General features: G+C 66.1%; 21 protein-coding genes. 4 read left to right on the plus strand and 17 right to left on the minus strand.

The genetic code is table 11. The features are described from left to right. Positions 1–12: 12 nt before the first annotated feature. The 9 genes from HNW77_RS09000 to HNW77_RS09040 form a co-directional block, all read right to left on the minus strand. Positions 13–915, minus strand: a complete 903-nt coding sequence (locus HNW77_RS09000) for a hypothetical protein (RefSeq protein WP_172157046.1) — start codon at positions 913–915, stop codon at positions 13–15. Beyond that, positions 912–1,862 carry an MlaD family protein gene (locus HNW77_RS09005; RefSeq protein ID WP_172157048.1) on the minus strand — a complete coding sequence of 317 codons (951 nt, stop codon included), beginning with the start codon at positions 1,860–1,862 and terminating at the stop codon, positions 912–914. Before HNW77_RS09005 ends, HNW77_RS09000 begins: the two co-directional genes overlap by 4 nt. Continuing rightward, positions 1,862–2,557 carry a P-loop NTPase family protein gene (locus tag HNW77_RS09010; RefSeq protein ID WP_172157050.1) on the minus strand — a complete coding sequence of 232 codons (696 nt, stop codon included), beginning with the start codon at positions 2,555–2,557 and terminating at the stop codon, positions 1,862–1,864. The genes HNW77_RS09005 and HNW77_RS09010 overlap by 1 nt, the downstream gene beginning before the upstream one ends. Positions 2,558–2,559: 2 nt before the next feature. Beyond that, positions 2,560–3,456 (minus strand): MlaE family ABC transporter permease, encoded by an 897-nt coding sequence (locus HNW77_RS09015; RefSeq protein ID WP_172157052.1) that lies wholly within the window; start codon positions 3,454–3,456, stop codon positions 2,560–2,562. Beyond that, positions 3,453–5,795, minus strand: coding sequence for an adenylate/guanylate cyclase domain-containing protein (locus HNW77_RS09020; RefSeq protein WP_172157054.1), 2,343 nt, complete (start codon positions 5,793–5,795; stop codon positions 3,453–3,455). Before HNW77_RS09020 ends, HNW77_RS09015 begins: the two co-directional genes overlap by 4 nt. 95 nt (positions 5,796–5,890) lie before the next feature. After that, on the minus strand, positions 5,891–6,571 hold the full coding sequence (dnaQ, locus tag HNW77_RS09025; RefSeq protein ID WP_172157056.1) for a DNA polymerase III subunit epsilon: 681 nt from the start codon (positions 6,569–6,571) through the stop codon (positions 5,891–5,893). Next, a complete protein-coding gene (gene coaE / locus HNW77_RS09030; protein ID WP_172157058.1) occupies positions 6,568–7,197 on the minus strand; it encodes a dephospho-CoA kinase in 630 nt (209 codons plus the stop codon). The genes dnaQ and coaE overlap by 4 nt, the downstream gene beginning before the upstream one ends. A gap of 5 nt (positions 7,198–7,202) precedes the next feature. Continuing rightward, positions 7,203–8,072 (minus strand): shikimate dehydrogenase, encoded by an 870-nt coding sequence (locus tag HNW77_RS09035; protein ID WP_172157111.1) that lies wholly within the window; start codon positions 8,070–8,072, stop codon positions 7,203–7,205. A 29-nt stretch (positions 8,073–8,101) separates the two neighbouring features. Further along, complete coding sequence (locus HNW77_RS09040) at positions 8,102–8,929, minus strand: N-formylglutamate amidohydrolase (protein WP_172157113.1); 828 nt, start codon at positions 8,927–8,929, stop codon at positions 8,102–8,104. 249 nt (positions 8,930–9,178) lie between these two features. On the opposite strand from HNW77_RS09040, the gene argH reads away from it, so the two are divergent. Then, positions 9,179–10,603: an argininosuccinate lyase gene (gene argH / locus HNW77_RS09045; RefSeq protein ID WP_172157060.1), complete on the plus strand. Its 1,425-nt coding sequence runs from the start codon at positions 9,179–9,181 to the stop codon at positions 10,601–10,603. Further along, on the plus strand, positions 10,600–10,767 hold the full coding sequence (locus HNW77_RS09050; protein WP_172157007.1) for a hypothetical protein: 168 nt from the start codon (positions 10,600–10,602) through the stop codon (positions 10,765–10,767). Before argH ends, HNW77_RS09050 begins: the two co-directional genes overlap by 4 nt. A gap of 12 nt (positions 10,768–10,779) precedes the next feature. Here the strand turns inward: HNW77_RS09050 and cdd are convergent, their stop codons facing one another. Next, on the minus strand, positions 10,780–11,178 hold the full coding sequence (gene cdd / locus HNW77_RS09055; protein ID WP_172157115.1) for a cytidine deaminase: 399 nt from the start codon (positions 11,176–11,178) through the stop codon (positions 10,780–10,782). Between the two features lie 78 nt (positions 11,179–11,256). Between cdd and lysA the strand changes: the two genes are divergently transcribed. Continuing rightward, positions 11,257–12,627: a diaminopimelate decarboxylase gene (lysA, locus tag HNW77_RS09060; protein WP_172157062.1), complete on the plus strand. Its 1,371-nt coding sequence runs from the start codon at positions 11,257–11,259 to the stop codon at positions 12,625–12,627. After that, positions 12,624–15,368: a DUF4175 domain-containing protein gene (locus tag HNW77_RS09065; protein WP_172157064.1), complete on the plus strand. Its 2,745-nt coding sequence runs from the start codon at positions 12,624–12,626 to the stop codon at positions 15,366–15,368. Before lysA ends, HNW77_RS09065 begins: the two co-directional genes overlap by 4 nt. A 131-nt stretch (positions 15,369–15,499) precedes the next feature. Here the strand turns inward: HNW77_RS09065 and HNW77_RS09070 are convergent, their stop codons facing one another. From HNW77_RS09070 to glmU, 7 genes are all read right to left on the minus strand, one after another. Next, entirely contained in the window at positions 15,500–18,121 is a 2,622-nt protein-coding gene (locus HNW77_RS09070; RefSeq protein ID WP_172157066.1) for a cation:proton antiporter, read from the minus strand. Positions 18,122–18,346: 225 nt separating this feature from the next. Further along, on the minus strand, positions 18,347–18,970 hold the full coding sequence (locus tag HNW77_RS09075; RefSeq protein ID WP_172157067.1) for a thiamine phosphate synthase: 624 nt from the start codon (positions 18,968–18,970) through the stop codon (positions 18,347–18,349). Beyond that, positions 18,967–19,737: a thiazole synthase gene (locus HNW77_RS09080; protein WP_172157069.1), complete on the minus strand. Its 771-nt coding sequence runs from the start codon at positions 19,735–19,737 to the stop codon at positions 18,967–18,969. The genes HNW77_RS09075 and HNW77_RS09080 overlap by 4 nt, the downstream gene beginning before the upstream one ends. A 5-nt stretch (positions 19,738–19,742) precedes the next feature. Further along, positions 19,743–19,943, minus strand: a complete 201-nt coding sequence (thiS, locus tag HNW77_RS09085) for a sulfur carrier protein ThiS (protein WP_172157071.1) — start codon at positions 19,941–19,943, stop codon at positions 19,743–19,745. 23 nt (positions 19,944–19,966) lie between these two features. Next, positions 19,967–20,962 (minus strand): glycine oxidase ThiO, encoded by a 996-nt coding sequence (gene thiO, locus HNW77_RS09090; RefSeq protein ID WP_172157093.1) that lies wholly within the window; start codon positions 20,960–20,962, stop codon positions 19,967–19,969. A gap of 68 nt (positions 20,963–21,030) precedes the next feature. Continuing rightward, positions 21,031–22,854: a glutamine--fructose-6-phosphate transaminase (isomerizing) gene (glmS, locus tag HNW77_RS09095; protein ID WP_172157095.1), complete on the minus strand. Its 1,824-nt coding sequence runs from the start codon at positions 22,852–22,854 to the stop codon at positions 21,031–21,033. After that, positions 22,854–24,221 carry a bifunctional UDP-N-acetylglucosamine diphosphorylase/glucosamine-1-phosphate N-acetyltransferase GlmU gene (gene glmU, locus HNW77_RS09100; RefSeq protein ID WP_172157097.1) on the minus strand — a complete coding sequence of 456 codons (1,368 nt, stop codon included), beginning with the start codon at positions 24,219–24,221 and terminating at the stop codon, positions 22,854–22,856. The genes glmS and glmU overlap by 1 nt, the downstream gene beginning before the upstream one ends. Between the last annotated feature and the right edge of the window lie 2 nt (positions 24,222–24,223).

Raw genomic sequence — 24,223 nt, forward strand, 5'->3', positions numbered from 1 at the left:
GCCATCAAGTGGTTATTTCGTGCTTTTTGCCTTGCCCGTGGCCGAAGTCGCGGCAGGCACGGCAAAAGGATCAGCCACTGTAGCCGTGCCCGCAAGCTTGGCCCACTGGTCGGCCGCCGTCGTATCGCCCGCCTGCCGTGCGCTCTGGCTGGCGCGGGCATAAAGCTGGGCCGCGGCCTGCGCATTGCCTGCCCTGGTTGCCGCACGGGCGGCCACGCCAAGGGCGCGGGCCATGTCACGGTAATGCACCTGTGTCTGGCGGATGGTCGCGGCCTGCAACGCATCCTGCCACGCGGTCTGGGCGCTGCCGCCGGTGGCGAGCAGGTTGCGGGCCGCCATTTCCCTGGCATCCGCGCTCCAGCTATCGGGGAGTTTGCCGGTCAGCGTCTCGAAATAGGCCGCGACCGAGGCCAGGGTTGCGCTATCCCCGCTTTCATCGGCAATCAACCCACGGATGAACTGGCCTTTTTCGGCAATATCAGGGTCCTGCGCGCCGGCGGCAAGGGCGGCCTGTTTTGCGGCTTCCGCCTCGCGACCCAGCCGATGCAGCGCACCGGCCTCCACCAGGTCCAGCCCCGTATCATCCGCCGCCTGCCCGCGCAGCGCCACTGCCGCGCGGGTCGAGGTAATGGTGGCCAGCGCATCCTGTGGCCTGTTTTCATCAAGCTGCACGGTGGCCAGGTTATAGCCCGCATCGCCAATGGCCGTGACATCATCACGCGCCACGGCACGCTGGCCTGCCGCGCGGTACTGCTGCTCGGCCACCGCAAGGCGGTCAAGCCCCACGGCATCGCGTCCGGTATCCATGTCCTGCGACAGGGTGCTGTCGGTCGGGGGCGCGGGCTTCTGTGCCCCGCCGCAGGCGGCAAGGGCCAGTGCCAGGCCCAGTGCCGCGTAGTCCTTTTTCATTTTCATGGCTGCACCTTCTGCGCGGGAAGACGGGCATGGCTTTTCTTCACCTTGTTGCCGCTGCCGCCCAGCAGCCACATGCCCCGCATCTGATCGACCAGCTTCTGCAGGCTGCTGGCCGTGGTCTGGGCCTGCACCAGCAGGACCGGCAGTTGCTGGCTGGCATCCTTCAGGTTGCTGGTGATGGCGGGTGTTGCGTTGCTCAGGTCGCCCGTCGCCTTCTGCACGTTGCTCATCGAGGCACTGGCCTTGTCCATCACGGTGGCAAGCTGCTTCTCGATCGGGGTCAACTGGCTGACCGTGGCATCAAGGCTGGTGATCATCTGTTCGGCCTGGCGGATCAGGTCATCATTGGTCATGAGCCGCCCGATGGAGCCCTTGCCCGCATGCATGTCGGTAATGGTGGCATCGAGCGTTGCCATCATGTGCTGGGCGTTATCAAGCACCGGAATCACACGGTCACGGATATCGCTGAAGGTCTGGGTAATGGTATCGGCCGGGTTGGGCGCGTTGGTGGCGCTGAGCACGGCGTAGCTCCAGTCCAGCTTCTCGCCCACGCCACGCGAAATGTCGATGTAGCTCGCCCCCGCCACCACGAAGCGCTTGCGGATGATGGCCGTGCTGTCATGGCGGATATAGGGTTCGATATCGGGGTCGATCTCGGCAACGGCGTACATGCCGCCCGAGGGGTTGATGCGCACCCGGCGCACCGTGCCCGCATGGATGCCCATCACCTCCAGGTCATCACCAACCGAAAGGCCGCTCACCCCATCTTCAGGCAGCACGATGCGCAGCCTGCCCGCGGGCGTGAGCCAGTCGCGCAGCACGCCGGCCTCGATCACCGCGCCAAACAGGATGACCAGGGCGAGCAGAACAAGGATGCCTACCCATTCATCGGCGTAACGGACGCGCACAAGCTGCCGGATTCCGTCTGACTGTTGTTTCTGCACCATTACACCACCCGCAGGGAAAAAAGACCTTCGTCGAGAAGGCGCATGTGGATATTCACCGCCTTGCGATATTCATGCCACGCAGCAGTGGAGCGGACGAACCACAGCACCCCGCAGCCACGGTCGCGCGCGGCGGTCATCGTCTCGAAAAACGGCAGGACCGTCTCTTCTGGCAGCATGTCGGAAATATCTTCCAGTATCAGCAGGTCGGGCCGCCCCATGAAGGCGCGCACGCAGGCCGCCCGCGCCAGGTCCGCGCCTGAAAGCCGGTCCGGCGCGGTAATGGGCAGGCCGGGAAAGCCGAACGTATGCCCAAGCTCGGTCGCGCGCCGGACCACGTGATCGAACGGGTCGGTTGTATGGTACAGGTGTGGCAGCATGATGTTGAGATGCGTGCCGAACAGGCTCAGCCAACTGCCATGGCGCGAGATGCGGCCAATACGCCCGCGCAGCGCGTTGAGCTGCCGGTCATACAGCGTGCTCCAGTCCAGCCCCATGAACTTGATGCTGCCCTGCGTGAGCGGGATCATGCCCGTGCACAGATCGGCGAACATGGCGGCGCGCTCGAAGTCGCGGCAGTCGATCACCGCGCATTCACCCGGCATGATGCGCAGGTTGTAGGGCGCGGGCATGAGGCCACTTTCCTCGAACGAGGGCACGGCATCACGGAGTTCCAGCAGGGGCGCGTTTGCTGCCATGGTCAAAAATCCAGCATGAAGAGGATATTGACCACCAGCACCAGCATGATCCCGCGGGCAAAGCCGCGTGGCATGATGGTGGCCATCGTATCGTTACTGCTTACGGTCAGCCCCGAAATACATGACCCCAGCCCGACAAAGAAACCGACCAGCACGAATTTGAGCGGGATGATGAGGTAATCCCACGTGGTCATGGCGGCCAGCACGTTGAAGAAGAACGTCCAGACCGATGAGGTGATGGCCCCGCTGGCATGCGCCACCACAAAACCCATGAGCAGCGACACGACCGCGAAGATCATGCCCAGCGTAAAACCACCCACCGTAAAGGCGAAGGTGCGCGGCATGACCAGGGCAAGGAAGGGGTCGATGCCACGGGCCTGCAGGCCGCGCACCTCGCCGCCGAGCACCATCATCCCGATCTCGGTCAGCGAGAGCATGCCGCTGCGGCCCATCAGGATGATGCCCACGAGAATGGGCGCGATTTCACGCACCAGCACCGACACCAGGATCGAGCCCGTCATCTGCGCCATGCCGGCATAACCCAGCCAGTACGCCGCCTGCGACACGACCATGAGGCCCGCGAGTGTCGCGGTAATGACAATGCTCAGGAAACCGCCGCCAATGACCTGCCGCAAGGTGGCGCGGAACTCATAGATGACCGGCCTGCGCCATGAATTGGGGCGCAGGCTCTCGCGCAGCGTGCCCCACCCGGCCCCGATCAGCAGCAGCGTGAAACGGACCTGATGGCGCGTCAGCCGCCCGATGGCGGCAAGCCAGGGCGCAAAACGCCCGAGCAGCGTGGCGAAGCGGCCCGTATCCCTGCGGTCCTCTGGCGGGGCCATCTGGGCCAGCACGCTCGATGCCTGCTGCTCGGGCGGCGGGGGAGACGTATCCGTCATCGCCGCCCGGCCAGCACATAGGTGCGCGTCAGCCCCGCGCCGGGAATGAAGAAGCGCCCACGCTCACGGAACAGGAAGTTCTGGCGCAGTTGATGATAGACATCCTCCGTCACCTGGATGGTGCCGACATCAGGCGCGCCCTGCGCCATCATCTCGGCCATGCCCATGGCGTCGCCCCACAGGTTGAAGGCCTGCGGCGCCTTGCCAAGCAGGCCGCCAAAGACGGGGCCGACATCGATGCCGATGCGGAAGACGGGGTCGAGATCCTCCTTCGCCAGCACGGCCAGCGTGCTCTCACGCATCATCAGCGCCGCGTTGGCCATGCGGAAGGCCGCCCCCTTGTCCGGCGTGCGTGAGCAGCCCGCCACGCACACCACGCGATGACCGAGCATGCGGATGGAGAACAGGCCGCACTGCCGGGCGATATCCTGCAGCATGCCCGCCATCGAATCGATGAGCTTGAGGTTGGCCATCGGGTCGTTCTGGGCCGTCATGACCATGTCCGACAGGCTGATGACCATGATGGCCACGGCAGGGAAGAACCCTTCCATACTGGCCAGGTCCTGCGCCGCGGGCTGGCCGTTCATGCCCAGGCTGCCGGGTGCGAGCAGGAAGCCCTGGCTGGGATCATGCGGCACTTCATCGGGCGAGGGCTCGGATTCCAGTTCCTCACGCGCGGCGGCGACCGCCGTGTAATGCTGTGCCGAGAAGCGGGCCGCCGCAACGCCCGCCATCATCTCGACAAAGTGGGAGACCACCTCCGCCCGCGGCGCATCCTCAAGCGTGATGACGCCCACAGGGCCGCTGCTGCCAAGAATGGGGCTGCAGAACAGTGCCTGGCTGCCAAACGAGCGCATGTAGATGCGGTAGAACGCCCCGACCCGCTCATCACCCGCAGCATTCTGCGTTGCCAGCACATCACCATGCGAGACGGCATCGAAAAAGGTCTTGAGGTCGGTGGTGGCCATCTCGAAGCCACCGGAATGCACATCTTGCTGCCGGTCGTAGGAATCGATGCACATCAGCGTATGCCCGTCATGCAGGATGCGCCAGATGGCGGCGCGCCGGGCGTGGGACTGGTCGGCCAGTGTCTCGGTCAGGAGCAGGGCGTTATCTTCGGGGTTGAACAGGTCCGGATAGGTTGCGACCGACTGCAGGGCATGGCTCTCGTAATTGGCCACGGCACGGGACTGCGCGATCTGCGCGCGCATATGGTCGGCCCGGCGCGCCTGCAGGAACAAAAGCAGCCCCAGCCCCGAGGCCAGGAACACCACCAGGACGATGAAGAGCAGGTTCTGCCGCCCATCCGCCATGGCGAACTGCGAGAAATCATCCTCCGGCGCCACGAGCAGCAGCACCCAGCTATCGCTGCCAACGGGCAGGTTGGCGGTAATGGTGACGTAATTCTTGCCCTTGACCTTGACCGTGCGCGCGCCATCGCCATGAACGCGATATTCATCAAACGCCTTGGTCATGACCGGAAAGTGCTGCGGGTCGAGCTTCATTTTGTCAGGATCGCCGCCAGCCGCCGCCTCGGCCTCCCGCATGCCGTGGCCTGCCAGCACATGCCCGTCGCGATCCATCAAGATGGCGTTGCCACTTTCACCAATGCGCAGGGAATTGAGGAATTTGTTCAGGTGCGCCAGCGACATGTTGATGGCATAGACATAGGTCTTGTCATCCTGCCCCTTATAGGGAATGGCCGCCGTAAGCGTGAGCTGGCGGGTCACTTCCACGATATAGGGACGGGTCCAGTGCAACTGGCCTTCCTTGACCGTATCGGCAAACCAGGCATGGCCGCGCGGGTCGTAGCTGCCGGCCGCGGTCTGCCACTGCCTGAGCATCTTGCCATTGGCGTCGCGCAGTTCATGGGTGAAGACGGGCGGCTTGTCCGCCTGCCTGACCAGGGTGGTCAGGGCCACCTGCTGGTCGTTCTCGCCATGTTCAAGCGTGCTGAAATTACCATCGCCATCAGCGATGTAGAAAGACTGGATCTGCGGCACGTTGCGCAGCATGGTGCTGCTGTAGCCCATGAAGATCTTCTGTTCCACCGCGGGCGCGCCATGTTCGAGCATGTCACGCGCCACCACGCTGCCAGACGAGGCGGGCGCAAGGAAGGAATTGACTTCCTTGGCGATGTAATCCTGCTGGCTGACCAGCAGTTCATGCGTCAGGGCAAGGGCTCCGGTGCGCACCGTGCGGTAGGAGTGCCAGCCAAAGCCTGCGATGATGGCAATGATGCCCACCACGCACGCCACGGGCACGCCCACATGCAGCAGGAAACGCTTGACCTGATCGGAAGGGGCAATCGTGGGATCGACAATCTCGTCCGTGGACAATGCTCTCTTCCTGTTCAACACATCAGGGCCAGTGGAGGGGCAAGACTAGACCAAAGCCACCCGAACGGCCACTCCCTTTGTTACATACCCCCTATTCAACCCAGCCACACGGGGTCGGACAGGGCGGCCACAAAGGCCTGATGGGCCTCGATTTCCGCCGTATCGGGCTGCACGCGCACGCTCACATGGCCCGGCGGCCGCGCATAGGTATAGGTTGCGATGCCCCCACCCCCTTCAGCCACCGACAGGCCCAGCCCGCGCTGGCGGCCACCGGTCAGTTCCAGATAGACCTCGGCCAGCAGCTTGCAGTCGAGCAGGGCGTTATGGGTGGTGCGGGCCGAGAGGTCGATGCCAAAGCGGCGGCACAGCGCATCAAGGCTGTTGGGCATGCCGGGAAAACGCTCGCGCGCCATGTCCAGCGTATCGACCATGCGGCCCATGTCGAGTTCGGGCAGGCGGGCGCGGGCGAGTTCCGCATTCAGGAAGCCGAAGTCGAACCGCGCATTATGGGCGACCAGCGGGTCGCTGCCCACGAACTCGAGGAAACCGGGGGCAATCTCGGCAAATTTCGGCTTTCCCTCAAGGTCGGCATAGGTAAAGCCATGCACGCGCGATGCCTCCTCGGGCACATCGCGCTCGGGGTCGATCAGCACATGGAAATTATTGCCCGTGGGCAGGTCGCCCATCAGTTCCAGCGCCGCGATTTCAATCACGCGGTCGCCCTTGAGCGGGTCAAGACCCGTGGTTTCCGTATCGAACAGGATGGAGCGTTTCATACGGGCTTTCTTCCATAGGCCGCCCATGCGGCGGGGCTGGCGTCATGCATGGCGCGCAGCAGGCGCCTGACCTGCCGCAGCGTGTCATGCCGCGACAGCCCGGTTTCAATCACGATATCAGCCCTGCGCCGCCGGGCGGCATCGGGCATCTGGCGGGCCAGCACGGCATCGAGTTGCGCGGGTGTCATCGTGCCACGCCGCAGCACGCGGGCGCGCTGGACGGGGGCGGGCGCGCTGACCACCACCACCTTGTTACAGAGCCGCTCGGCCCCCGTCTCGAACAGGAGCGGAATATCAAGCACCACCCACCGGCACCCGTCACGCCGCGCCCGTTCAAGGAAGCGCGTGCGCGCCGCCCGCACCAGGGGGTGCAGAATGCCCTCAAGCCCGCGCATGATGGCGGGATCACCCAGGGCCGCGCGCCGCAGCACTGCCCGCTCCAGCACGCCATGGCGCACGCAGCCGGGCACCAGCTTTTCAATGGCGGGCAGCGCGCGGCCATGCGGGGCCTGAAGCGCGCGCACTTCGGCATCGGCATCGAACACGCGCAGGCCCGCGCGGCGCAGCAGGGCCGCCATGGTGGACTTGCCCATGCCGATCCCGCCCGTAAGCCCGAGCACCCGCATGGCGTTCAGCCCCCCGCGTGCGCCGCACGCAGGTCGGCATCGAGCAGGGCCTCGACCTCCGGGCCGATGGCAGGCTTCGCGCCAAACCATTTTTCAAACCCCAGCCCGGCCTGATGGATCAGCATGCCCAACCCGTCGACCGTGCGCAGGCCGTGGCGGGCGGCCAGTTGCAGCAACCCGGTCTGGCGCGGTACGTAAACGATGTCGCACACCACAAGCCCGGCATCGGCCTGCGCCAGATCAAGCGGGAAAGCGGCATCATCCGCGCCTTCCATCCCGATCGAGGTGGTGTTGACCAGCAGCGTGCAGCCCACCAGCGCCGCACCCGCGCGCGCCCAGTCGACCACCTCGATTCCCTCAAGCAGGGCTGCCAGCGCCTCGGCACGGGCGCGGGTGCGGTTGGCAACGATCACCTGCACGCCACGATCCAGCAGGCTTGCGGCGATGGCGCGCGCCGCCCCGCCCGCGCCAAGCAAAAGGGCGCGCCCGCCGCGCACTGCCACGCCATGCGCCTCGACATTGGCCACGAAGCCATCACCATCGGTGGAATAGCCCTCGATCTGGCCATCAGCGGCAAAGACCAGCGTATTGACCGAGCCCGATCTCTGCGCCGAGCGGTCAAGACGGTCCACGATGCGATAGGCGGATTCCTTGTGCGGGATGGTGACGTTCACCCCCCTGAAGCCCGCCGCCTGCAGGCCCCTCACCGCCGTGTCGAACGCGCCGGGCTGCACGGGCAGCGGCACGTAGGCGCCATTGATGCTGCCCTGCGCCAGCCAGAAATTATGCATCAGCGGCGAGCGTGAATGCGCCACCGGCCAGCCGATCACCCCTGCAAGCCGGGTGTGCCCGTCAATGCGGGGGCTGCGTTCCATCGTGTTGTTCATGAACGGCGTGTTCCTGCTCAGTGGCCTCGGTGGCGGTAGTCTTCCCAGGCCTGGGGCAGGATGCGCGCCAGCCGCGCGGCCCACCTGGCCTGCCCCTCGGGGGTGGCGATCAGGTCCTGCCTGATCTCGATTTCCAGATAGGGCAGGCCGCGCCCTTCGGCATGCACCGGCACGGTGTAGTCGTTCGCATCCGTCAGCGCATAGGGTTCGTTACTGCCCACCACCAGCCCGTCTTCCGCTGCCAGCAGGTCACGCACGCGCAGGCCGAAGGCGGGGTTGCGGTTGTGCAGCACGCCGGTATGCCACGGGCGGGCCTGGCCGTTCATGCAATCGGTAAAGCTGTGCAGCGAGACCAGCACCACCGGCAGGCCAGCCTCGATCCGCGTGGAAATCTCGCTGCCGATCTTCTGGTGGTAGGGCAGGAAGATTTCCTCCACCCGCCAGCCTTCCGCATCGGCGCTGAGGCCCGCATTGGCGGGCACCGGCGTGCCGTCGCTTTCGCGCACGATGGAGGTGGGGTGCCCCGGCGCGCGGTTGCAGTCTATCACGAGGCGGGAATAGGCCTGCTCGATCAGCACGCAGCCCAGATGCCCGGCCAGAAGGCGGCCGGTTTCAGCCATGCCCAGGTCACAGGCGATATGGCGCGCCCGGTCCTGGGCACTCACCCCCATGTCGCCCAATGCTGCGGGAATGGCGCGGCCCGCATGGTCGCTGACCAGCACGAAGGGCAGCCCCCCTGCCGTGGCCACGCCATCAAGCGCCGACGGGCCGAACTGGATGACCGGCGCCGGGTCGGCCGGGGTCAGCAGACGCGGCGGCTCCTGTGCAAGGGCTGCATGGTGCATTGTGGCGTAACGTCCTCTGCCATGGGCGGGTTGGGTGCCGACATTACAGCCCCGGCCCGCCAAGTGAAAGACCCCGTCGGGGCGGCACGCCGCAACCCCGCCCCGCGCCACGCCGCCTTCGCGCAGGATTGCGGCGCGCCATGATTGTATCTGCCGCGCCGCGCCGGTAGGGTGCGCTGCGCGCAATGGCATCATGCCATGGATGACGCGCCACAATCCTTTTCACACTTGGGGTAGCTGGAACACAGGATGCCGGGGAACGCAAAAACGCTGACGGATCAGGACGCGCACAAGGCGAACGCACAATGGGGCGGGCGCTTTGCCGGGGGGCCTGCGGCCATCATGCAGGACATCAATGCCTCGATCGGCTTTGACAAGGCGCTGTGGCGGCAGGACATCGCGGGATCGAAAGCCCATGCCACCATGCTCGCGAAGACCGGCATCATCTCGAACGAGGACGCCCGGGCCATTACCGAGGGGCTGGACCAGATCGGCCGCGAGATCGCGGCGGGCACGTTCGAGTTCAGCACCGCCCTTGAAGATATTCACATGAATATCGAGGCCCGCCTGTCCGACCGCATTGGCGAGGCGGGCAAGCGCCTGCACACCGCGCGATCGCGCAATGACCAGGTGGCGACCGATTTCCGCCTGTGGGTGCGCGATGCGATTGACGGGCTGGACCAGCAGGCCGCCGCCCTCATGCGCGCCCTTGCCCGCCGCGCGCGCGAGCACGCGGCAACGCCCATGCCCGGCTTCACCCACCTGCAGACCGCCCAGCCCGTGACCTTCGGCCATCACCTCATGGCCTATGTCGAGATGCTGGCGCGCGATCGCGGCCGCCTGAACGACGCCCGGCGCAGGCTCAATGAATCCCCGCTCGGCTCGGCAGCACTTGCGGGCACGTCCTTCCCCATCGACCGGGAGATGACGGCCCATGCGCTGGGCTTCGACCGCCCCACCGCCAACTCGCTCGATGCCGTGTCGGACCGCGATTTCGCGCTGGAATATCTCTCGGCCCTGTCCATCATGGCGATGCACCTCTCGCGCCTGGCGGAGGAAATCGTGATCTGGTGCTCGGCCCCCTTCTCGTTCATCCGCCTGTCGGATGCATTCACCACCGGCTCGTCCATCATGCCGCAAAAGCGCAACCCGGACGCAGCCGAGCTAGTGCGCGCCAAGGGCGGCCGCATTACCGGCGCGCTGGTGGGGCTGCTGACAGTCATGAAGGGCCTGCCGCTGGCCTATGCCAAGGACATGCAGGAAGACAAGGAACCCGTCTTCGCCGCCACCGATGCCGCAACCCTGTGCCTTGCCGCCATGGATGGCATGGTGCGCGACCTCACGGTCAATGAGGCACAGATGCGCGCCTATGCCGGGTCCGGCTTCTCCACCGCCACCGACCTGGCCGACTGGCTGGTGCGCGTGCTCAAGGTGCCCTTCCGCACCGCGCACCATGTGACGGGCCGCCTCGTGGGCAAGGCGGAAGCCAAGGGCGTGGGGCTGGCCGAACTGAGCCTTGCGGAAATGCAGGAAGAGGAAGCGGGCATCACGCAGGACATCTTCTCGGTGCTGAGCGTCGATTCCTCCATCGCCTCGCGCACCAGCCACGGCGGCACGGCGGCCGATAACGTACGGGCACAGGCCACCCGCTGGCTTGACACACTGGGAGCATGAAAATGAACATCCTGACCAACCTGCGCCGGGGCGCGCCCCGCTTCATGCTCATGGTGGCCATGCTGGCCGCCCTGAGTGCCACGCTGGGCGCCTGCGGGCGCATTGGCAACCCGCACAGCCCCAGCAAGGCGATCTACAACAACTACCCCGACAAGGACCGCTAGGACCCGCGCCGGTCAGGCCAGGCTGTCTGGCCCGAAACTGTCGGGCAGCAGGTCGGCCAGCGTATGGACCACCAGCACCGTGCCCTGGGGCGAGATCATGGTGATCTCGGCCTCGGGCGGGGCGAATTCCCTTATCTTCTGGCGGCATCCCCCGCAGGGCGTGCAGGGCGCACCCGTGCCGCCGCACACCACCACGCGCCGGATCGCGCGCGCGCCTGCCGCCACCATGGCGGCTATGGCGCCTGCCTCGGCGCAGGTGCCCTCGGGGTAGGCCGCGTTCTCGACATTGCAGCCTGCGAACACCTGGCCATCCGCGGTCTCGACCGCGGCCCCGACCTGAAAGCGCGAATAGGGCGCATAGGCATGGGCCCGCACGGCCATTGCCGCCCCTGCCGCGGGGTCGTGATCCATCATGGGCCTGTCCTTCCTGTTCTTTCCTGCGTCAACCACCTTGGAAGGGATGCGGCAAGGCGGTATCGTGCAGGCATCATGGCTGATACTCCCCTCCCCTGTCCCGGACAGGACCCTTCCGTCGCCGACCTTCTGGCCGTCCGTCCCGCGCTGTCAATGCACGCCATGGACGGGCTCGTGCTCGAGGACGTGCCGCTCAACGCCATAGCCGATGCGCTGGGCACGCCCACATGGGTGATGAGTGCGGGCACGCTGCGCGCGCGCTACCGCAGGCTGGCCAGTGCCTTTGGCGCGACGGACCGCCCGGTTTCCATCCATTTCGCGGTCAAGGCCAACGACCATCTGGCCGTGCTGCGCGTGCTGGCGGCCGAAGGCGCGGGAGCGGACGTGGTGAGCGGGGGCGAACTGCGCCGCGCCATGGCGGCGGGCATCCCGGCGGGCAAAATCGTGTTCTCGGGCGTGGGCAAGACCGCTGACGAGATGCGCCTGGCGCTGCGCGCGGGCATTTTGCAGATCAACGTGGAAAGTGCCGAGGAACTCGAACTCCTCTCCGCCACGGCGCAGGCCGAAGGGCTTGAGGCGGCGGTTGCCCTGCGCATCAACCCCGATGTCGATGCCGGCACCCACGCCAAGATCACCACCGGGCTTGCCAACAACAAATTCGGCATTCCCTATGACCGCGCGGTTGACCTCTATGCCCGCGCTGCCGAACTGCCCGGCATCCGCCCGGTGGGACTGGCCATGCATATCGGCAGCCAGATCGTGCGCATGCAGCCTTACCGCACCGCCTATGCCCGGCTGGCCGCACTCGTGCATGCCATCCGCGCGCGCGGGCTGGTGGTCGATGCGCTGGATTGCGGCGGCGGCCTTGGCATTTCCTACCGCGATGAAACCGAAGGCGCGCCCGAGGCGCTGGCCGCAGCCATCGAGGCCGAACTTGGCGGGCTGGGCACGCGCCTTGCCATCGAGCCGGGGCGCTGGCTGGCCGGGCCTGCGGGCGTGCTGCTGAGCACCGTCATCCTGCGCAAGCGCGGCTATGACGGCATGCCGCCCTTCCTGGTGCTCGATGCGGCGATGAACGACCTCATGCGCCCCAGCCTGTATGATGCCTGGCACGGTATCCTGCCGCTTTCGGCCAGGGATGCAACCGCCCCGGCCGAGACCGTGCATGTGGTCGGCCCCGTGTGCGAAAGTGGTGACACCTTCGGCCACGACCGCACCCTGCCCCACATGGAGGCAGGCGCGCGCGTGGCCCTGCTGGATTGCGGGGCCTATGGCATGGTGATGAGTTCCACCTATAACGACCGCCCGCTGGCGGCACAGGTGATGGTCGATGGCAATCGCTGGGCCGTGATCCGCCCGCGCCAGCCCGTTGAGGAACTCTGGGCCGCCGACCATGTTCCCCAGTGGGTGGACAAAGCCCTTACCCCCGCTGGCGGAGGCCTATGACCGCCGGGCAGGACATTACCCGGACAGGCGGCGGCCTGCCGCAACGCCTTGCGCGCGCGCGCGGGCAGGCCCGCCGTGCCCTGTGGGCGGAACGCCTGTGGCCGCTCATGCTGCCTGCCGCCAGCACGGCCATGGGGGTGGCCCTGCTGGGGCTGGCGCGCATCCCCCAGCGCCTGCCTGACAGCGTGCATGCGCTGGCGCTGCTCGGGCTGGCCGGTGCCGTATCATGGCGCACCTGGCGGCTGTGGCAGGCCGTAAGCCCTCCCACCCCAACCGAGACCGACCGCCGCGTGGAACAGGCCTCCGGCCTGACGGGACAGCCGCTGCGCACCCTGCACGACCGGCCCGCCAATACCGGCACCCCCGCCGTGCATGAACTGTGGCAGCTGCACCTGCACCGCACGATGGCGGCGCTTGAGCACCTGCGCGGCGGCTGGCCGCATCTGGGCCTGCCCGCCTCAAGGTGGGTGCGCGCCACCCCCATACTGGCCGTGCTGCTGGCTGGCGGCCTTGTCTGGACCGGCCCCCATGCCGCCAGCCGCATCACGGCTGCTTTCCTGCCTGGCATGGATGATGCCGACACCCCTGTCCCGCAGGTCAATGCCTGGATCACCCTGCCCGACTACGCGCCCGGCGCCCCGGTCTTTCTTGATGCCACGCATGCCACTGCCACCATTCCCGCAGGGGCCGTGCTGAGTGTTACGCTGAACGGGCTGGACGGCGCGCCCACCCTGCGCATGCAGGCCAGCCAGTCTGCGCCCGCCATTGGCCCCCACGGCTTTCACGCACTGGGCAAGGATAGCTGGAGTGCCACCGCCCCCCTTCTGGCCAGCGGCACGCTGCGGCTGCGGGGCCGGGGGCGCACGCTGGCGCAATGGAGCCTGCATGTTACCCCCAACCCGCCACCGGATGTGGCCTGGGGCCCCAACCCCGGCAGCAGCGAGGGGGAATGGCGCACCCGCCTGCCCTACCACGCAGCCCAGCCCTACGGCATTGCCAGCCTGCACGCCGAACTGGTCATGCCCGACAGCCCGAACGACATCGTGCGCGTGCCCCTGCCGCTCAACGGCCAGCCCCGCGCGGCTGATGGCGTGGCTACGCCCGACCTGTCAGACAACCCATGGGCGGGCGAGGACGTGACCGGCCGCCTTGTGGCCACCAGCCACAGCGGCACCACCGCCACCTCCGCCCCCGTAAAGCTGCGCATCGGCGCGCGCGCGTTCCATAACCCTGTGGCCAAGGCCATTCTGGACATTCGCAAGCGCCTTGCCCTGCACCGCGAGAACCGGGCGCAGGCCGCGCGCGAACTCGTGGGGCTGGGGCAGGCCGATACCGTGCTGACCCACCATGTCGGCCTGCTGCTGGCCCTGACCAGCACCGCCGCCCTGCTGGGCAACGAGGATGCCAGCGATGAGCCCGCCATTGCCCAGGCCACCGCGCGGCTGTGGTTTCTGGCCCTCGATGTGGAGCACAACCGCCGCGATATTGATGATGAACAGGCAGATTTTGGCGTAAAGGCCGCGCAGGATGCCGTGCGCCAGCAGCTTGAGCACATGCGCGAGATGGGGCCTAAAGGGCAGGATGCCGAGCAGCAGGCCGAACTCCAGCACCGCATGCAGGCGCTCAAGGATGCGATCGCGCGCAAGATGCAGGCGCTGGGCCAGCAGGCCATGCGCGAGCATTCCGCCATTCCCGCCCTGCCGGAAATGACCCTGCAGGGCGAGCAGAATCTGGGCCAGATGATGCAGCAGTTGCAGGATGATGCCGCATCGGGCCGCAATGCCGACGCCATGCAGAAACTCCAGCAGATGGAGGACATGGCCGACGGCATCCGCAACGCCACCCCGCAGGACATGATGCAACTGGCCCAGCAGATGCAGGCCCGCCAGCAGGCGCGTGAACTGCGCCGTGACCTGCGCGACCTGGTCACCCGCCAGGCGCAGCTGCTCGACCACGCCCAGTCGCGCCTTGATCAGGACCAGCGCCAGCATGAACGCGAGGCCGCCAGCCGCCAGACCGACATGGATGAGGATGAAGGCGACCTCTCATCCATGTCCACCGCCGATCTTTTGCGCCAGCTTGGCATAACGCCCCAGGGCGGCACCCCGGCCGCGCCGCAGGCAGGCCCGCCCCCTCCACCAAGCCTGACGCCCGAGGCCCGTACCGCCCAGCAGCATGCCGATCGTGCCGTGCAGCACGCCCTCGCCCGCGCCCTGCATGAACTCCAGCGCGAATTCAGGCAGGCAATGGGCAAGGACATGCCCGCCCTCGACAAGGCCCAGACCGACATGAAGGCGGTGCGCGCGGCCCTTGGCGCAGGCAAGGACCCTGAGGCCGCGGCAGCGGAGAAAAAAGTGCTGGCCGACCTGCAGCAGGGCAACCAGCAGATGCGCCAGTCCATGCGCAGCCAGAGCAGCAGGGGCACCATAAGCGTGCTGCTGCCCATGCTGTCTGATGATGGCAAGGGCAAGGGCGCCCACGGCAGTGGCGGCAACCAGTCCGGCGACCCCGATGATGAGGATGACGAACAGCAGCAGGCCGGTGACAAGGGCGATCGTGACCCGCTTGGCCGCAAGAGCGGCGGCACCCATGCCGGGATGGATAACGACACCCACCTGCCCGACAATGCCAGCCGGGAACGCGCGCGCGAGATCGAGCAGGAACTGCGCCGCCGCGATGCCGACCGCACGCGCCCGCCAGAGGAACTCGAATATCTCGACCGCCTGCTCCGCCCGTTCTGAGAAACTGTTTGAAAACACCTCACCGATAAAAAATGACGAAAGTTTTCGGGCGCCGCCTTTTTCAAAAAGGCGGCGTTCTCAGAAGCTTTTTGAAAAGCTTCACCAAAAACTTTCGTCCGTTTTCTATGGCTTCAGGCGTTGCCTGCGTCGCTGCCCCGCACCGGTATGGCCTGTGTCACCGGGGCCGTGGCGAGGTCGATCGCATCATAGGAAGGTGTGCGGCCTGCCATCTCCGCATCATCGCCAGGCAGAAGCTGGGCATCGGGCAGTTCGCCCTTGGCGCGGGCCTGTATCAGGCGCTCAAGATTTTCACCGATACGGGGATAATCCTCGACCAGCTTGCGGAAGTCGCGCGCGCTCATGGTCATGAAATGCCCGAACTGCAATGACCGGCTGGTTGCCGCCACGCGGCCCTCCTTCAGGGCTTCCTCGCCACCAAGCACGGCGCCTGCCCCAAAGCGCACGTCATGCTTGGGGTAATGGGTCTCGGCCAGGCCCGCGCTGATGAAATAGACCGTGCGCACCTTCTGCCCCTTGCGGTACAGCCGCTCACCAGGCGTGGAAAAATGGATCGACATCTTCATCGCGATGTCATGCAACACGCCATCGGCCACCCCCTCAAAGAGGGGGAAATTGTGGATACGGCTTTCAATACCCGCGCGGATGTTGAATTTCAGCCGGAAATCAAGCTGCTCGCGGCGGTGTTCCACATCGCGGTGCAGTTCGCGGTGCAGTTCCTCGCTCAGCAGCGATTCCGACATCAGGGTGTCGTATTTTTCTTCTTCCAGCCTGAGCGCGATCTGGCGCAGCATCCGGTTTTCCAGCGCCTCGGAATAGCCGTGATAATGCAGCCGCAGGGTCTGGAGCGCTTCATCAAGCAGCTTGCACTGCCGGCCAAGCACCTCGCCCACGATCTCGCTGATGCGCACGCCAAGCGTGGGCTCCATGCGCTGGCGCATGAAGCGCGTGAGCGACAGCGAGACGAAATAGCCGATCATCAGCATCTCGAAACGCTCCATCATGCAGTACATGAGGGGAGTGTCGAAATTGAAGCGATGATGGATGAACTGCGCTATGCGAAAACGCAGCGAAGGCCGCAGCCTGCGCCGCAGGGCACGCACATAGCCAAACCGGCCTTCAAGGCGCGCGCCATCGACCATGGCCTCGGCCGAGCGCAGCAGCGTTTCCATTACCCGGCGCGACAGGCCCTGGATGCGGAACAGGTCGAGCAGGATGGAGCGTTCGCGATTGGCGATCACGATCAGGGCAAGCGTCACGCGCTGGCGGTCGCCAAGGGCCGTGTCAAACGTATTGGCCTGTTCCTCCGAATGGACGCGCCGGTCGAGCACATCGACCACCGTGCTGGTCACGTTGGGGGAAAAGCCGAGTTCGCCCGCCACGTCGCGCGTCTGGTCACGTACTTCGCCAAGGCCAATGGCCAGGATCTGGTGGCGCAGCGCCTGATCGATCAGTGGCAACTGGTCAAGCTTGAGGAACAGCACGAGGTAGCGCAGCGACAGCCCGTTGACGAACAGCGTGATCAGCACGAACCCCGTGGCGATGATGCCGATGAAATGCGCGATGCTGCTCGAGACATGCTCGTTTTCCGTCACGGCCAGCGCCAGTGCCAGCGTAATGGCCCCGCGCAGCCCGCCCCAGACCATCGTGACCTTGAACGGCGTGGGCACCGGCGGCGAGAGCTTGGTAGCAGCTAGCACCGGCAGCATGCCGAACACCACCGCCCCGCGCGCGAGCAGTCCGGCACCGGCAGCCACAAGGATCAGCACGCAGTCCCACTTCGTCATGCCCACCAGCAGGCGCGGCACGAGCATCGACGCCAGCACGAACACCAGCGACCCCGCCCAGAACACAAGCTGCTGCCACAACTCGTTGAGGAAGCGCCAGGTCTGGGGCCGAAAGGTGGACGGACCATAGATGGAAATGGTCAGCCCCGAGGCAGCCGTGGCCACCACGCCGGAAAAACCAAGGAATTCATCGCACACGATATAGGACAGGTAGGGCAGCGCCACCGTCAGCGTCACCTCGGCCGCCGGTGCCGCGCCAAGGGCCGGGATCATCATGAGCACCAGCCGCCCGAACAGCACGCCAATGATGAGCGCACCAATGAACGAGACCAGAAACTCCAGCACCGCCCCGCCCAGCATGATCTTGTGGTGCGAGGTAATCGAGCCGAGCAGGATGGTGAAGATGGAAATGGCCGCTGCGTCATTGAGCAGCGCCTCGCCCTCCACCAGGCGGGTCAGGCGGCTTGCGGCCCCGATTTCCTTGAAGATGCCCGCCACCGCCGACGGGTCGGTCGTGGCCACAATGGAGCCAAGCAGCAGGCACACAGCAAGCGGCATGCCCGCCAGCGGATAGAGCGCGAAACCGATGGCGGCGGTGGAAACCGCAACCGCGACCACGGCCAGCAGCAGCACGGTGGCGGTTTCATGCGCGAGCCTGCGCACGTCAATGCCCAGCGCGCCCTGAAACACCAGTATGGGCAGGAAGATGAGCAGGAACGCTTCGCTGTTAAGCGGGAAGTCCAGCAGCGTTTCCGCAGCGCCATTGAATATTTCCAGATGGCTGTTGCGCAGCACCAGATCGGCCGCACCACCGATCACGATGCCCACGATGGCCAGCAGAACGGTTTCGGACAGTTCGAGGCGGCGGGCAAGCGGCTGGACCGCGCTGACCACGACAAGCAGCACGGCAATCGCCATCAAGATTGCTGCCAGACCCGCTATCTCCATTCAAAATCCCCGCCTTCCGGCCACATCAATATATATAGGCCAACCCTAGTGACCGACCATGAACAGATTATGTCCGTTGCGTATCGGCGCTACAGAATCCGGCGTTATAAACCCACTATCTGGCCGTAAAAGATGTTCCTTCAAGGACCAGAAACGTCAGTATCAATAATGCCACAGAAGCGTTGCATGAACAACACAGCGCCGATCACATTATGTTCCACTTTTTCACAGCGGCCGTTCCGCGCGGGTCGCGGCAAGCCAGGCCTTTACCTGCCCTGCCGGGTCGGGCATGCGGATGAAATCCGATACCGCCGAGACACAGTCCGCCCCTGCCGCAATGCACGAAGGCGCGCGCTCGAGCGTGATGCCGCCAATCGCCACCAGCGGCAGGTCGCCGATGCGCTGCTTCCACATGGTCAGCTTGTCAGTGCCCTGCGGCCCCCACGGCATTTTTTTCAGCCTGGTGGGCCAGACCGGGCCAAGGGCCACGTAATCGGGGCTGACGGAAAGCGCGCGCTCGAGTTCCGCCTCGCTATGGGTGCTGACGCCAAGCCTGATCCCGGCGGCACGGATGGCGGGCAGGTCCGCCGTATCAAGGTCTTCCTGCCCCAGATGGATGTAATCCACCCCCTCCCCGATCGCGATGCGCCAGTAATCATTGAGCACGAGGCACACGCCATGCTGCCGCGCCTGCGCGATGCCTGCACGAATCTCGCGCAGCAGGGCATCTGGCGCCAGGTCCTTGAGGCGCAGCTGGATCAGCCTGGCGCCCGCCTGCCCCAACTCGCCAACCCAGCGGGCTTCATCAACAACCGGATAGATGCGCGAGGGGAGCGGTGCGTGGCTCATAGGACGGCCTGCCCGATAACGGGGGTGGAGGGCACGGCCATGTCGCGTTCTTCCATCGGGTCGGCAATATAGGCCATGCGCCCGGCCTCGACCGCCATGGCGAAGGCGCGCGCCATTTCAGCCGGATCGCCCGCCTTGGCCACCGCCGTGTTGATCAGCACCGCGTCATAGCCCAGTTCCATGGCCTGTGCGGCATGCGAGGGCACGCCTATGCCCGCATCGACCACCATCGGCACATCGGGGAAGTGCGCGCGCAGTGCGCGCAGGCCAAACAGGTTGTTCAGCCCCTTGCCCGAGCCGATCGGCGCGCCCCAGGGCATCAGCACCTCGCAGCCCGCGCGCAGCAGGCGCTCGGCGCCCACCAGGTCCTCGGTCATGTAGGGAAAGACCCTGAAGCCGTCCTCGGTCAGGATGCGCGCGGCCTCGACAAGGGCGAACATGTCGGGCTGGAGGGTGTCGGATTCGCCAATCACTTCAAGCTTGATCCAGTCGGTGCCGAACACCTCGCGCGCCATCTGCGCCGTGGTCACGGCCTCGCGCACGGTGTGGCAGCCTGCCGTGTTGGGCAGCACGGGCACGTCAAGCCCGCGAATCAGTTCCCAGAACGCCTGGCCCGCGCGCGCGCCTGCCGCCTCGCGCCGCAGCGAGACGGTCACCACCCCCGCCCCGGCCCGGCGCACGGCATCGGCCAGGATCTCAGGCGAGGGATACTGCGCCGTGCCCAGCATCAGGCGCGATGACAGTTCGGTGCCATAGAAAAGGGTCATTGCGGTTATCCTCCCTGCATGGGGGCCAGAATTTCCACCTGCGCGCCCTCGTGCAGCGCATGGGCCGGGCGCTGGCGGGCCGCGACAAAGCAGCCATCCACCGCCGTGGCGATGCGGGTGGTGGCGTCATAGCCCATCTCGTCAAGCAGGGCGCTCAGGGTTGTGGCCTGCACGTCATGGCGTTCGCCGTTTACCTGTATCTGCATGGAACGCTCCTAATAAGGGCTGCTCACGCCGCGCCGAACACGATATCGGCCGCCTCCGCCGCCCGCACGGGCGAGAGCAGGAAGCCGTGGCGATACATGCCGTTGATATGGATGAGCCGCCCCTCATGATGCACCGCAGGCATGTTGTCAGGATAGGAGGGGCGCAGGCCGGTGCCGGTTTCAAGGATCTCGGCCTCGCCAAAGGCGGGGTGCAGGGCATAGACCGCACCCAGCATTTCCACCATCGAGCGCAGCGTCATGGGGCCTGCATTCTCGCTCTCGATCATGGTGGCGCCGACCATGTACACATGGTTCGCACGCGGCACAATGTAAATGGGTATGCGCGGATGCAGCATGCGCACCGGGCGGCGCAGCGTGACATCGGGACAGCGCAGCAGCAGCATCTCGCCGCGCACGCCGCGCATGTCGCTCAACTGGTCGCGGGCGGCAATGCCGGTGCAGTCCACCACCCAGTCAAAGCCCGCGGGGTGTTCATCAACCGGCACGTTGAAACGGATCTCACCACCCAGTTCGACCACGCGGGCGGCAAGGGCGGCCAGTGCATCACGCGGGTTGACGTGGCCCTCCCCCGTGAAGAACAGCGCGCGCGAGAAGCGATCGGCCAGGTCCGGCTCAAGCTGCGCGATCTCGGCCTCGCCAATGGTCTCGTAATGCGAGGTGCGCCGACCAAAGCGCATGATCTCGCGCACGTCACGCGCAGGTGCGAGCACCAGCGTGCCATTGCGGTCCACGCCGGGCACGTGCGCATCCCACCAGTCGAGCGAGGCAAGGGACTGGGCAGTGACCTCCGGCGTTGCGGATTCGGCCTCGCACCACGGCGCCAGCATGCCGCCTGCCTTCCATGATGCGCCCCAGCCCACGCGCGGCCCACATTCATGCACCACCACCCGCGCCCCCCGCTCGGCCAGGGTTACTGCCGCCGTCAGCCCCGAAACCCCGGCACCACGCACCAGAACGCGCGGACCCGACCCGTGGGGGAATGCCGTTGGTGCTGTCATGTGCCTGCCGTGCCCCTGTGCCTGTTCAGTCCTGCTGGCGGCGAGTGTGCCAGCGTGCCTGCGCGTGTCTATTCAACAGTAACGGATTTGGCCAGATTACGTGGCTGGTCCACATCGGTGCCTTTGATCAGGGCTACCTCATAGGCTAGGATCTGCACCGGAATGGTCTGCAGGATGGGGGCCACGAATTCATCCACCGTCGGGATCGCCACTACGCATTCCGCGATCTCGCGCAGGCGCGGCGCGCCCGCCATGTCGGTAAATACCAGCAGGCGGCCGCCACGGGCCTTGGCTTCCTGCAGGTTGGACAGCGTTTTTTCAAACAACGGCCCCGACGGCACGGTAGCCACGACCGGCACGGTGCTGTCGATCAGCGATATGGGGCCGTGCTTCATCTCGCCCGCAGCATAGGCCTCGGCGTGGATATAGGTGATTTCCTTGAGCTTGAGCGCCCCTTCGAGCGCTACGGGGAACATCGCCCCGCGCCCCAGATACAGCACGTCACGCGCTTCGGCCACGATCGCGGCCATGCGGCGGATCTCGTCGTGGCGCTCGAACACCTCGGTCGCCTTGCTTGGCAGGTCGAGCAGGTTGGTCACCATGCGCTCTTCCTGGTCGGCATCAATCGTGCCGCGCGCGCGGCCAAAGGCGATGGTCAGGCACGCCAGCACGGAAAGCTGCGCCGTGAATGCCTTGGTGCTGGCCACCGAGATTTCAGGCCCCGCCACGGTGCCCAGCACGGCATCGCTTTCGCGCGCCATGGTGCTCTGCTCCACATTGAGCACCGAGACGATATGCTGCCCCGCCGCCCGCATGCCACGCAGGGCGGCCAGCGTATCCGCCGTCTCGCCGGACTGCGAGATGAGCAGCCCCAGCCCGCCATGGGCCAGCGGCGGGTTGCGGTAGCGCATCTCGCTCGCCACGTCGATATCAACCGGCAGGCGGGCGTACTGCTCGATCCAGTAGCGCCCGATCATGCCCGCATAGAAGGCCGAGCCGCAGGCAGTGATGACGGCACGCGGGATGGCGGCAAGGTCGAACGGCAGGTCGGGCATGACCACGCGGCGGGTGGCGGGGTCGATCAGACGCTGGAGCGTCTGGCCGATCACCACCGGGTGCTCGTGCAGTTCCTTCTCCATGTAATGGCGGTAGCCATCCTTGCCCACCGAGGCCGCGATCAGCGCCGTCAGCCGCACCGGGCGCTCGACCGGGTTGCCCGCCATGTCAAAGAATGCCGCACCGGCGGCCGTGATGACCGCCCAGTCGCCATCATCAAGATAGGCGATGCGGCGGGTCAGCGGGGCCAGGGCCAGGCTGTCGGAGCCGAGGAACATCTCGTTATCGCCAAAGCCCACCACCAGCGGCGCGCCATGCCGCGCGCCGATGACCATGCCGTCATGACCTGCGAAGATCATGGCCAGCGCATAGGCCCCCTCCAGCCGCTTGAGGCATTCATGCGCGGCCTCACGCGGGGAAAGGCCGCGCTGGAGGTGGTAGTCGACCAGCTGGGCAATGGTCTCGCTATCGGTATCGGTCGAGAAGACCTGACCTGCGGCCTCAAGCTCGCGGCGCAGTTCCTCGAAGTTTTCGATAATGCCGTTATGCACCACCGATACGCGCTCCGTGCCATGCGGGTGGGCATTGTTCTCGGTGGGCGCGCCATGGGTGGCCCAGCGCGTGTGGCCAATGCCGGTTACGCCAGGCAGCGGCAGGCGCGCCAGCAGGCTGGCCAGATGGTCGAGTTTGCCCGCCGCCCGGCGGCGCTCGACATGGCCGTGCTCCAGTGTTGCGATACCGGCGGAATCGTAACCGCGATATTCCAGCCGCCGCAGGGCATCAAGAATGACCGGCGTGGCCTGATTGCTGCCAACAACGCCTACAATGCCACACATCAGCCCTGTTCCTTCCTGTTCTTCAGTCGCTGGCGGAACACGCGGGCATAGCCTGCCTTGTCCGCCTGGCGCGCCCGGCCAATGGCCAGGGCATCATCGGGCACGTCATGCGTAATCACGCTGCCCGCCGCCGTAATCACCCCTTTGCCCAACCGCACGGGGGCGACAAGCACCGAATCCGACCCGATGAAGCTCTCGGCCCCGATTTCCGTATGGTGCTTGAACACGCCATCATAATTGCACGTAATGGTGCCCGCGCCGATATTGGCTTTCGCCCCCACGGTGGTATTGCCCAGATAGGTCAGGTGGTTGGCCTTGGCGCCCGCGCCAAGCGTGGTGGCCTTGAGTTCAACAAAATTGCCCACGCGCGCGCCCGTTCCCACATCCGTGCCCGGACGCAGGCGGGCATAGGGGCCGATCTGGGCATCAGGCCCGACCGTTGCACCCTCGATGTGCGAAAACGCATGGATTTCCGTGCCGCGCCTGACATGCACCCCCGGCCCGAACACCACATGCGGGTGCACCACCGTGTCAGGCTCGAACACCGTATCGGCGCACAGGAACACGGTATCGGGCGCCACGAGGGTCGTGCCACCCGCCATGGCGGCAAGGCGCAGGCGGGCCTGCACGCAGGCTTCGGCCTGGGCGAGTTCGGCACGGGAATTGATGCCGCGCAGTTCATCCTCGGGGGCCACGACCGCGCGCACCCTGCGCCCTTCGGCCACGGCGCGCGCCACCACATCGCCCAGATAGTATTCGCCCTGCGCGTTATCGTTATCAATCTCGCCCAGCCAGCGGCGGAAATCGGCGGCATCAGCGCATAGCACGCCCGCATTGCACAGCCCGATGGCGCGTTCGGCGGGTGTTGCATCCGCCCATTCCACAATGCGCTGCACCAGTCCGTCACGCGTGAGCACGCGACCGTAACGCGCGGGATCAGCCGGTTCCATGGCCAGCAGGGCAAGGCCGGTATCATCGCTGCGGCGCTGGGCCAGCAGGGCACGCATGGTGCCCGGCGTAATCAGGGGATTATCACCATAGAGCACTGCCACATCGCCCGTGCCGAACGCGGCCTCGGCCTGGCGGGCGGCATGGCCCGTGCCCAGGCGGTCGTGCTGCACCACGACTGTGTGCGGGGCAGCGAGGGCGGCCACGTCGTCCATGCCTGGCCCGGCTACGACAATAATCCGGTCAAACACTTCGGCTGCATTATCAATCAGGTAGCGCAGCATGGGCTGGCCTGCGAGCGGATGCATGACCTTGGGCCGCTCCGATTTCATGCGCGTGCCGCGACCTGCCGCCAGAATGACGGCGGTCGATAGGGGTGCGGCGGAGGCGGACAGGGCGGTCTCTGTGTCGGTCTTCATGG

It is taken from the genome of Komagataeibacter melomenusus, from assembly GCF_013155395.1.
Classification (GTDB): domain Bacteria; phylum Pseudomonadota; class Alphaproteobacteria; order Acetobacterales; family Acetobacteraceae; genus Komagataeibacter; species Komagataeibacter melomenusus.